The sequence below is a fragment of the Clostridium sp. USBA 49 genome, assembly GCF_900167505.1.
Taxonomy (GTDB): domain Bacteria; phylum Bacillota; class Clostridia; order Clostridiales; family Clostridiaceae; genus Clostridium_AT; species Clostridium_AT prolinivorans.
Genome location: NZ_FUYD01000002.1, coordinates 376,130 through 387,446 on the forward strand (window position 1 = coordinate 376,130; position 11,317 = coordinate 387,446).

10 protein-coding genes are annotated in these 11,317 nt (G+C 26.9%); 2 read left to right on the top strand and 8 right to left on the bottom strand.

All coding sequences use genetic code 11. The annotated features are described in order from the left end of the window. Window positions 1–141: 141 nt before the first annotated feature. From spoVE to mraZ, 8 genes are all read right to left on the bottom strand, one after another. Window positions 142–1,248, bottom strand: coding sequence for a stage V sporulation protein E (spoVE, locus tag B5D11_RS03825; protein ID WP_078681724.1), 1,107 nt, complete (start codon window positions 1,246–1,248; stop codon window positions 142–144). Window positions 1,249–1,297: 49 nt separating this feature from the next. Further along, the gene (mraY, locus tag B5D11_RS03830) at window positions 1,298–2,263 is read right to left on the bottom strand and encodes a phospho-N-acetylmuramoyl-pentapeptide-transferase (RefSeq protein ID WP_078681725.1); all 966 of its coding nucleotides are present in this window, start codon (window positions 2,261–2,263) and stop codon (window positions 1,298–1,300) included. A gap of 15 nt (window positions 2,264–2,278) precedes the next feature. Further along, window positions 2,279–3,664 carry a UDP-N-acetylmuramoyl-tripeptide--D-alanyl-D-alanine ligase gene (murF, locus tag B5D11_RS03835; RefSeq protein ID WP_078681726.1) on the bottom strand — a complete coding sequence of 462 codons (1,386 nt, stop codon included), beginning with the start codon at window positions 3,662–3,664 and terminating at the stop codon, window positions 2,279–2,281. Continuing rightward, window positions 3,665–5,116, bottom strand: a complete 1,452-nt coding sequence (locus B5D11_RS03840) for a UDP-N-acetylmuramoyl-L-alanyl-D-glutamate--2,6-diaminopimelate ligase (RefSeq protein WP_078681727.1) — start codon at window positions 5,114–5,116, stop codon at window positions 3,665–3,667. Between the two features lie 143 nt (window positions 5,117–5,259). After that, window positions 5,260–7,443 carry a stage V sporulation protein D gene (locus tag B5D11_RS03845; protein WP_078681728.1) on the bottom strand — a complete coding sequence of 728 codons (2,184 nt, stop codon included), beginning with the start codon at window positions 7,441–7,443 and terminating at the stop codon, window positions 5,260–5,262. A 14-nt stretch (window positions 7,444–7,457) separates the two neighbouring features. Beyond that, the gene (locus tag B5D11_RS03850) at window positions 7,458–7,958 is read right to left on the bottom strand and encodes a septum formation initiator family protein (protein WP_078681729.1); all 501 of its coding nucleotides are present in this window, start codon (window positions 7,956–7,958) and stop codon (window positions 7,458–7,460) included. 28 nt (window positions 7,959–7,986) lie between these two features. Then, window positions 7,987–8,919 carry a 16S rRNA (cytosine(1402)-N(4))-methyltransferase RsmH gene (gene rsmH / locus B5D11_RS03855; protein ID WP_078681748.1) on the bottom strand — a complete coding sequence of 311 codons (933 nt, stop codon included), beginning with the start codon at window positions 8,917–8,919 and terminating at the stop codon, window positions 7,987–7,989. A gap of 22 nt (window positions 8,920–8,941) precedes the next feature. Further along, window positions 8,942–9,370 (bottom strand): division/cell wall cluster transcriptional repressor MraZ, encoded by a 429-nt coding sequence (gene mraZ / locus B5D11_RS03860; RefSeq protein WP_078681730.1) that lies wholly within the window; start codon window positions 9,368–9,370, stop codon window positions 8,942–8,944. Between the two features lie 454 nt (window positions 9,371–9,824). Between mraZ and ychF the strand changes: the two genes are divergently transcribed. After that, complete coding sequence (gene ychF, locus B5D11_RS03865; RefSeq protein WP_078681731.1) at window positions 9,825–10,919, top strand: redox-regulated ATPase YchF; 1,095 nt, start codon at window positions 9,825–9,827, stop codon at window positions 10,917–10,919. Between the two features lie 177 nt (window positions 10,920–11,096). Further along, on the top strand, window positions 11,097–11,317 hold a 221-nt coding region (locus tag B5D11_RS03870), incomplete at its 3' end, for a transposase (RefSeq protein ID WP_180376947.1).

Here is an 11,317-nt window from a genome sequence, read left to right on the forward strand (position 1 = left end):
TTACACATATATATAATATCATTTATTTCCTTTAAATTCATTACATTTTACTTAATTTTTTATTAAATAAAATAATTTGAATTTAAAGTTTTATATAAATAAGTTTTATATAAAAAAACACTGAATTTAATCAGTGTTTTTTTACTTATTACATTGTCTTGAAATATTAAGAAGTATGCCCATTGCCATTAGATTAAATAAAAGAGCAGACCCTCCATAACTAATAAAAGGAAGCGGAACTCCTGTAACTGGCATAGAACCTGTAACAACAGCTATATTAATAATTGCTTGAACTGCTATTACAGAAGTAATTCCAACAGCTAGTAAAGTACCGTATGTATCTTTAGCTCTTATTGCTATTACTACCCCTCTCCATATTAAAATTAAAAATAAAATTATAATTATCGTGCATCCAACTAAGCCTAGTTCTTCTCCTATTATAGAAAAAATAAAGTCTGTATGAGGCTCTGGTATATAATAAGCTTTTTGTCTTGATTTACCTAATGTTACACCGGTTATTCCACCTGAACCTAAAGCAAGAAGCGATTGAATAAGTTGATAACCTGTACCTTTAGGATCTTTCCAAGGATCTAAAAAATTTAAAACTCTGGCTCTTCTAAAATCTTCCATAAGAATTCCTACTACTCCTAAAGTACCAACACTCCCTATTAATCCAAAAAAATGTATCCATTTTACACCAGCAACAAAAAGTATTATAAGAGTAACTAACATAATAACAGTAGCAATACTTAAATTAGGTTCTAAAAGAATTATAATTGCATAAATTCCAGAAACTATAAGATATGGAAGTATCCCATAAACAAAGCTTCTAACTTTTTCTCCTTTTACCTCCAAGCTTTTAGCCATATATAAAACTATGACATATTTTGCTATTTCTGAAGGCTGAAGATTAAGCACTGGAAGAGGTATCCATCTTCTAGCTCCATTTATCGGCGGGAAAATATATACAAGTCCTAATAATACAAATGTAATAATCATAATTAATAAAGTGTATTTTTTTAATTTATGATAGTCATATTTTATCATAATAAACATAGCACAAGCACCTATAATTGCTGAAATACTTTGTCTTTTTAAATAAAACATACTATCTTTTATTTTAGGATCAAAGAATGCACTATAAGAACTAGCACTAAATACCATTACTATTCCAATAGCTACAAGTAAAGAAATTGATGTAAATAATATAAAATCAATAGAGTCCATTTTTGCATTAGATTTTTTCATATTGGACATATCCTCCTTATATTAGGATACACAAGACAATTTTTAAATATTATTTTATTGCTGGCAAAGATAAAAATGCAATAAGGCATAATATAACAGTTATTATTGAAAATACAGAAACTATTTTAGTCTCATGCCATCCTGAAAGTTCAAAGTGATGATGAAGTGGGCTCATTTTAAATATTCTTTTACCAGTAAGTTTAAAAGAAGCTACTTGAAGTATTACTGAAAAAGTTTCTATTACATAAATCCCACCTACTATTATAACCAATAATGGTAATTTTAATATCATAGCTACTGTAGCAATTGCTCCTCCTAAAGCTAAAGAGCCTGTGTCTCCCATAAAAATTTGAGCTGGGAATGCATTGTACCTTAAAAATCCAAGTAAAGATCCAGCTACAACTCCACAAAAAATTGAAAGTGTATAATGTCCTAACCCAAAACTTAAAAGGGCAAAAAAAGTCATAACAAGTAAAGTTACAGATGTAGCTAAACCATCTAATCCATCTGTTAAATTAACTGCATTAGTAGTAGCTGCATAATATAAAATTATAAAAGGTATATAACCTTTCCCTAAATCTATACTCTTTTGGAAAAATGGTATTATAATTACTGTTCCATCTATAAAATTTTTAGAAGCATAATATCCAAATATGGCTGAAACTATTATAAGTAAAATCATTTTTTGACCTGATTTAAGTCCTAAATTTTTCTTATGTATTATTTTTAGTATATCATCAATAGCACCAATAATTCCAAAAGCTATAAAAGCATAAAGTGCAACCATAGCCTCATCACTAGGTTTCCTTACCAATATTGCCATAGTTATGAATGAAGAAAATATAAATATTAATCCTCCCATTGTAGGAGTTCCTGCTTTTTTTCTATGACTCTTAGGACCTTCTTCTCTTATATTCTGTCCAAATTTGAGTCTATGCAGAATAGGTATAAAAATTGGCCCTAATATTAATGATATAAAAAAAGCAATTAAAACAGAATAAACAAGTTTATACATTTCACTATCCCCTCTTTAGCAATTAATCATCTTAAGTTTATTAACTATAGTTTCAAATTTCATTGTTCTAGAAGCTTTAATAAGTATTACATCTTTATAATTTATAATACTTTTAATATAATTAAAAGCTTCTTCACTATTAGAGCATGCTTTAAATTTATTAATATCATTAAATCCTTCTTCAAAAGCCTTTTGATATTCTCCTATTGTAATTAATAAATCTATATTTTTTAGCTTTGCATATTTTCCTACTTCTTTATGAAATTCAAATGATTTATCTCCTAATTCTTTCATAGTACCAAGTACAGCAATTTTTTTATTTCCTTTTAAATTTGAAAGAACATCTAATGCAGCTTTCATAGAATCAGGACTAGCATTGTAAGAATCGTCTATTATTGTAAATTTATTTCCTTTTATTATATCAAGCCTCATAGAAGTAACTTCAAGATTTTTAAATCCTTCAATAATGTCTTCAAAACTTAAATTAAGTTTTCTAGCACAAGCTATAGCTAACATAGAATTTAAAATATTATGTTTCCCAGGTATACATATATTAAATATATTATTAATTAAATTTTTATTTTCTTCTACTTTAAATTCTATGCTTTCTTCGCCAATTATAGTATCACATGCTCTAAAATAACAATCATAATTTTCTATACCAACTTTAAGTAAATTATACCTATTAGATTTTAATTTACTTAATAAATCATCATCTCCATTTACTATTAATGTATTATTCTTAGTAAAAAAATCAGTTATTTCTAGCTTAGCTTTTAAAATATTTTCCCTAGTTTTTAAATATTCAATATGAGATACTCCAATATTAGTAATAATACCTATATCTGGTCTTGCTACATCGGCTAATTTATGAATTTCCCCCAAATTACTCATTCCCATTTCTAAAACAGCTATGTCATAAGTATTATCAATATTAAAAATCATTAAAGGCAACCCTATTTCATTATTAAAATTTCCTTTTGTTTTAAAAACATTATATCTTTTACTTAAAGCTGCTGCTACTAAATCCTTAGTAGATGTCTTACCTGTAGAACCAGTTATTCCAATTATTTTTACTTTTAATTTATTTCTATAATATTTAGCTAAATTAAGCAAAGCCTCTTTAGTATTATTAACTTTTATTATAAAAGTATCTTTGTTAAAATCTGAAATGTTATTAAATGCAATTTCGTCAATTATACATATTTTAGCCCCTTTAATGCTTGCTTCTAACGCATAATTATTTCCATTAAAATTAAATCCTTTTAAAGCTATGAAAATGCTGTCTTTAGATATTGTTCTTGTATCAGTACTAATAGATTTATATATTGTTTCTTCCCCTTCTTTAATCAATTCTCCATTTACAGCTTCAATTATTTCTTTAAAAGTTAGAGTTTCCATTTAAAACAGCTCCTTTATTATATCTGCAATGATTTCTTTTTCATCAAAATGTATAGTTGTATCTTTTAATTCTTGATAATTTTCATGTCCTTTACCAGCAATAATAACAACATCATCTTTTTTAGCTATTTTAATTGCATTTTCTATAGCTTCTCTTCTATTTTCAATAACTACATAATTTTCACTTTCCATTCCTTTTAATATATCTTCTATTATAGCATTTGGATTTTCACTTCTAGGATTATCAGAAGTTACTATTGTAATATCACTTAAATTTCCAGCAATTTTACCCATTAATGGTCTTTTTGTTTTATCTCTATCTCCACCACAACCAAATACTGTAATAATTCTTCCTTTAGTAAACTCTCTTGCAGTCTTTAATATATTTTCTAATCCATCAGGAGTATGTGCATAATCTATAATAATATCAAATTCAAGATTATATCCTTTAGTAACTATTTCGCATCTTCCAGGTACAAAAACATTTTTTAATCCTTCTTTTATTTTTTCAATTGATATTCCTTCATTTAAACAAACAGATGCACTGCCTAATGCATTATACACATTGTATTTACCAGGTATATTAAGTTCTATAGGAATATTTTTATCTTTATAGCACATATCAAACTCTATTCCTTTTGAATTTATATGAATATTTTGGGCTTTAATATCAGTAAAACTTTCAATTCCATATGTAACTTTACTTGTATTTATATCATTATATATTTTTTTACCATATTCATCATCCATATTAATAATAGATGTTTTACTATTTTTAAAAAGTAAAAGCTTTGCATTATAATAATTTTCAAAAGTTTTATGAAAATCAAGATGATCTCTAGTTAAATTAGTAAACATGCCTTCTGCAAATTCTAATCCATATACTCTGTTTAATTCTAAAGAATGAGAAGAAACCTCCATAACACAATGTGTTACCCCTTCATCTGCCATTTCCTTAAATAATTTATGAAGTTCTAAAGATTCTGGTGTTGTTCTATTAGACTGTATTTTTTTATTCCCTATATAATTTGCAATTGTACCTATTAATCCAACTTTAAAACCAGCTTGTTCTAATATACTTTTTATCATATATGTAGATGTTGTTTTACCGTTTGTTCCTGTAACTCCTATTAATTTTAGTTTTTTCCACGAATCTCCATAAAAATTTGATGCCGCAATAGCTAATGCTTTCCTAGAATCTAAAACTTTAATAATAGTAACAGAAGTATTACTAAGTTTTTTTAAGTCTTTCTCACAAATTATAACTGAAGCACCATTTAAAATTGCATTATTGACAAAATCATGTCCATCTACTTTAAACCCAGATATGCAAAAAAATATATCATTATTTTTAACTTTTCTGGAATCATATTCAATTTTGTTAATTTCAATATCTAAATTACCGTAAATAACATCATAACTTATACCTTTTAAAACTTCACGTAAATTCACACTAACACTCTCCTAATTATATTTATTTTAACTAAGTAAATACATAATATTGGCATGCAATATTATAATTACTCACTAAATTTTAAGTTCAAAATTTTTTAAGTGAATATAATAATATATGCATGCCAAAATCTTATGTATATTTAATCTGGTAAAATATTTAATTCTAACAATAAAGTAGTACCTTTTTCTATATTTTCACCTTCACTTATACTTTGGTTTGTAACTAAACCTTCTCCGGTAAATTTTGCTTTAATACCTAATTTATTAAGTATTTCAGTAGCTTTTTCTTTATTATAACCAATAAGATTAGGCATAGTTACTACTTTATTATAGTTTGAGGATGTTCCTGTGTAAAGCACAATTTTCTTACCTTCTTTAACACTATATCCAGGTTTAGGATTCATATCTATAATATAATCACCTTTATCATCTATATCATAATCAAGATTAAGTTCTTTTAAAATTTTTATACCATCACTTTTTTTCATTCCTCTAATTTCAGGAATAATAATATCTTTAAGCATACTTTGAGATATTTCTTCTTTTGATGCATCTGCTTCTATTGCAAGATAATTAAAAATATCATTAAAAACTTGTTTTGCAACTGGAGCTGCTATTTGCCCTGCATAATAATTTGAAGGATCCGGCTCATCAATAGACACAAACAAAGTTATTCTAGGTTTGTTTGCGGGAGCCATCCCCGCAAAAGATGCTATATACTTTCCAGCTCCATATGTTTTAGTTTCACTGTTTACCTTCTGAGCTGTCCCAGTCTTGCCTGCTATATAATATCCTGGAATAAATGCATTTTTCCCTCCTCCTTCAGATACAACTTTTTCTAAATATCCTCTTAAAGTATTGGTAACATCTTCTTTTAATATACTTCTTTCATTATAATTTTTAAATTTTTCGTCAATTATTTTTTTATCATTTTCATAATGTACTACTTCTTTCATAATATGAGGAGTTATAAGCTTTCCTCCATTTGCAATTGCATTAAGTGCAGTTATATATTGAACAGATGTTACTGTATTACTTTGCCCAAAAGAAATAGTTGCTAAATCAACATCGGTTATATTGGAAGTTTTCCTTATAATACCTTTAGCTTCTCCTGGAAGATCAATGCCAGTTTTTTGCCCGAAACCAAATAAATTTATGTATTTATTTAAATTTTCTTTACCTAATCTTTTCCCAAGTTCCATAAACCCTACATTACAAGAATTTTTTAATATATCAACAAAATTTTGATCTCCATGCCCTGTTCTTTTCCAACAGTGAATTGTTCTATTTAACACTTTAGCACTACCATTGCAAACAAAATGGTCATCTTCTTTTACTAAATTTTCTGCCATAGCTCCATAAGCAGTTATTACTTTAAATATTGAACCTGGTTCAAATGTATCACTAACCGCCCTATTCCTCCACATTTTTTGAAGTTCATCTTGAGTTTTACCTTTTACCCAAGGATCATTAAGATTAAAATCTGGTTTATTTGTCATTGCAAGTATTTCTCCATTATTAGGATCCATAGCTATAATTGTAACAGCTTTAGCTTTATTATCAATTAATGCCTGTTCTGCTGCTTTTTCGCAAAAATACTGTATAGTTTGATCTATGGTTAAAACTAAATCTTTACCATCTACAGGCTTTGTAAATTCAGATATAATATATGGCTGTCCTTTACTTTTATTATCTGTTTCTGATATTATTCTTCCTGGTATACCAGCCAATACATCATTATAAGTTAATTCAATTCCTGTAAGTCCTACACCATCACTTCTTACAAAGCCTAATACATGAGATAAAAAATTCCCATATGGATAATATCTTTTTGTATCTGCTGAAACTTGTACTCCTCTAATATTTAAGTTTTGCACTTTATCAGCTTCTTCTTTTTCAATTCGTCTTGCTAAATTAGCTGATGCCATAGGCAGTCCACCTGGAAGTGTTTTATATAAAATTTTTAATACATCTTCATTATTTTTGTTCAAAGCATCAGCAAGTTTTGGAGCAATTTCTTCTCTTGTAAGTCCACTTTCATCCAAATATTGTCTTAAAGTATTCATATCTAAATCTACTCTATAAACATTAGCACTTACAGCAAGCTCTTTTCCGTTTCTGTCAAGAATTTTTCCCCTTTTGGCGTCAATTTTAACGTCACTCGTCCATTGTTCTTTAGCTAGTTTTGTCAGATGTTCCGATTGAACTATCATTATATAGGACAATCTAATAAATAACAAAAAAAATAAAAGAAAAAGTATGCCAAGTGAAATTAGCATCCTTTTTTTTATGATAACCTTGTCCCTATATTTTTCTCTAGCCAATTTATATACCCCCACTAAAACAACATATTCTTTATCTTTATAATTAAATCCTCATTTTTATTTTTTACATTTTCTTTAGTATCTTTTGCAAAATAATCTTTTGTGTTTTCTACATACATTATATTATTTTTATCGGGAGTAACCATATTAAGCTTTGTTTTAGCTATTTCTTCTACTTTTTCCATATCGCTTGCTTTTATTAGCTGAACCTTTAAACTTTCATTTTCCATATTTAAGTTATGTATTTGATATTTTACATCTAAAAGATTCTTTTGTAACTTATATACAGTAGAATAACGGCATATTAGTATAACTCCTATTATAAAAGTAGCAAATATGTATTTAATTATCTTAGCTTTCTTTTCAGCTCTTTTTTCTATTGAAGCCTTACGTCTTTTATCATTTTCTCTTTTTTGTTTTTCATATTCCTCTTCTTTTGAAGGATAATAAGATTTTCTTTTAGGATTTAATGCCGTGTTACCATTAATTAAATTTTTATCATCCATTATTATCATTTTATTCACCCCATATTAAAATTAGAACTTAAATTTTTTCTGCAACTCTTAATTTAGCGCTTCTGCTTCTAGGATTATTTAAAATTTCTTCTTCTGAAGGCTCAATTGGTTTCCTTGTAATTATCTTTAATTTAGGAGATTTCCCACATACACATATAGGAAAATTTTTAGGACAAATACAAGGATTTTCTAACTCTTTATATTTATTTTTTACAATTCTATCTTCTAATGAATGAAAAGTTATAATTGAAATTCTTCCACCAACTTTTAATCTTTCTACAGAATCTTCTATAGCTTTCCCTAAAATTTCAAGTTCTTTATTAACCTCAATTCTTATTGCTTGAAATGTTCTTTTAGCTGGATGTGGGCCTTCTCTTCTAGCTTTAGCTGGAATAGCATTTTTTATAATATCTACTAATTCAAATGTAGTGTTTATATCTTTTTCTTTTCTCTTTTCAACAATAAATTTTGCTATTCTTTTTGCAAATTTCTCTTCACCATAATCTTTTATAAGTTTATAAAGCTTTTCTTCACTGTAACTATTTACAACATCAAAAGCAGAAAGTTCAGATTCTCTATTCATTCTCATATCTAAAAAAGAATCTTTCATATAACTAAATCCTCTTTCAGCTTCATCCAATTGATAAGAAGATACCCCTAAATCCATCAATATTCCATCTACTTTATCTATATTAAGTTCGTTTAATATAGAATTAATATTTAAAAAATTATCATGTACAAAAACAACATTATCATAATTAGAAAGTCTTTTTTGTGCAGCTTTCAATGCATCTTGATCTTGATCTATTCCAATCAGTTTACCACTTTTACTAAGCTTTTTTAAAATTTTTTCAGAATGTCCTGCACCTCCTAATGTACAGTCTACATAAACACCATCTTCTTTTATATTTAATCCATTTATAGTTTCATTAAGAAGTACTGATACATGTTTAAAGTTCATATTTAATTCTCCTTTTAATATGTTAAATAAAAAGCTCATTCATTTTTTCTGCTATTTCATCATAATTTATATTTTGGTTATTATATTCTTCCCATTTTTCTTTGCTCCAAATTTCAATTCTAGTAGAAACACCTATACTTACTATTTCCTTTTTTATCCCTGCATATTCTAAAAGATTTTGAGGTATTAAAGCTCTCCCTTGCTTATCAACATCTATTTCATTCGCTCCTGAAAAGAAAAACCGTACAAACGCTCTTGCCTCTTTATTAGTAAGTGGAAGTTTTTTTAATTTATCCTCTAATATTTTCCATTCATCTAAGGTATAAACATAAAGACATCCATCAAGACCTTTAGTAAGTACAAACCTCTCACCAAGAAATTCTCTAAATTTAGAGGGAATAATCATTCTATTTTTATTATCAATGGCATGTTGATATTCCCCAATAAACATTTCTCCACCTCAAAATAATTTTACTCCACTTTATACCACTTTGCACCACTATATGTATTTATTCTATGTAAAATATAAAAATCCTCCTAAAATATATATTTTAAATATAATAAATATAAAAAAGATTCTAATATTTAAAATATTAGAAAACTAAATTAATTAGTTTATAACATTTTTATTAAGTTTTAAATTGCAAATTGCAGTTTAAATATCATTATTCTTGAAATACTTGTTAGCCTAATGTATAATTTATTAAGAATTAAATTCATTTTACATAATTTCGGATAGGAGTTTAAAATTATTTATTTTTTATTAGCCTTAAATAATAAACTTATTAAACCACAATAAGCTGTAAACTTAATTTATATTTATGTTAAAATTTGTAGTATTTAAAATTTATATAAACTAAAATATAAATTATCTATAAATAAAGTTAAGAAAGGAATGTAAATAGATGAAACTTGGAATAGTAGGTTTACCTAATGTTGGAAAAAGCACTCTTTTTAATGCAATAACAAAAGCTGGTGCAGAATCTGCAAATTATCCTTTTTGTACTATAGAACCCAACGTAGGTGTGGTAAACGTGCCAGATAAAAGACTTGATGTTTTAGAAAAAATGTATAATTCAAGAAAAAAAGTTTATGCAACAATAGAATTTTATGATATTGCAGGACTTGTAAAAGGAGCAAGTAAAGGGGAAGGTTTAGGAAATAAATTCTTATCTCATATAAGAGAAGTTGCTGCTATAGTACATGTAGTAAGATGTTTTAATGATCCTAATGTAGTTCATGTAGATGGATTTGTTGATCCAATTAGAGATATTGAAACAATAAATTTGGAATTAATTCTTTCTGATTTAGAAGTTTTAGAGAGAAGAATTGAAAAGACTGTTAAACTTGCTCGTTCTGGAGATAAAAAAGCTAAAGAAGAATTGGAATTAATGGAAAAAATAAAAGCACATTTAGAATCTGGGAAACCTGTTAGGACTTTAGATTGTTCTGAAGAAGAAAGTGAAATTATAAAAGGTTTATTTCTTTTAACATCTAAACCTGTATTATATGCTGCTAATATTTCTGAAGAAGATTTAACTTCAGGTGAGGATAATAATTTTGTTAAACTTGTAAAAGATTTTGCTTTTAATGAAAATTCTGAAGTAATTACTATATGTGCTAAATTGGAAGAAGAATTATCTTCTCTTGAAGAAGATGAAAAACTTGAATTATTAAAAGAATATGGGCTTTCAGATACAGGACTTAATAAATTAATACAATCAAGTTATAAGCTTTTAGGGCTTATAAGTTTTCTAACCGCAGGAATACAAGAAGTTAGAGCGTGGACTATAAAAAATGGTACTAAAGCACCTCAAGCAGCTGGTAAAATTCATTCTGATATTGAAAGAGGTTTTATTCGAGCAGAAATAATATCTTATGATAAGTTAGTTGAATGTGGTTCAGAAGCAGCAGCTAAAGAAAAAGGATATTATAGATTGGAAGGAAAAGATTATATAATGCAAGATGGAGATGTAGTTAATTTTAGATTTAATGTATAAATAAAAATAATAAATACCAACTAAGTTATACAAAAGAGAGGGAGCGTAGTTAAAGAGTAATTAAATTTAATTTTAGAGCCTGCAAAAAATTTTGTGTAAACTGAATAAAAAGCACTCTTTCTTGGCAAGAATTTGGATAGATAATATACCAAATATTTACAAGAAGGAGTGTTTTTTATGTCGAATATTTCTAAAGAAATTTTAAGAAATTATGTTAATGAGCAGAACTTTAAAAGTCCTAATGATGTTTTAGCTGCTATGAAAGAATTATTTAAAGAGGTACTGCAAGAAGCATTAGAAGCAGAAATGGATACACAGCTTGGATATGACAAGTATGATGTTACTGAAAAACAAACCTCAAATAGTAGAAATGGATACTCAAAGAAAACTATAAAAAC

Coding starts and splice junctions, on each gene's coding strand:
- spoVE (WP_078681724.1), bottom strand. CDS start 1,248: ATGAAAAAATCTAATGCAAAAATGGACTCTATTGATTTTATATTATTT.
- mraY (WP_078681725.1), bottom strand. CDS start 2,263: ATGTATAAACTTGTTTATTCTGTTTTAATTGCTTTTTTTATATCATTA.
- murF (WP_078681726.1), bottom strand. CDS start 3,664: ATGGAAACTCTAACTTTTAAAGAAATAATTGAAGCTGTAAATGGAGAA.
- B5D11_RS03850 (WP_078681729.1), bottom strand. CDS start 7,958: ATGATAATAATGGATGATAAAAATTTAATTAATGGTAACACGGCATTA.
- rsmH (WP_078681748.1), bottom strand. CDS start 8,919: ATGAACTTTAAACATGTATCAGTACTTCTTAATGAAACTATAAATGGA.
- mraZ (WP_078681730.1), bottom strand. CDS start 9,370: ATGTTTATTGGGGAATATCAACATGCCATTGATAATAAAAATAGAATG.
- ychF (WP_078681731.1), top strand. CDS start 9,825: ATGAAACTTGGAATAGTAGGTTTACCTAATGTTGGAAAAAGCACTCTT.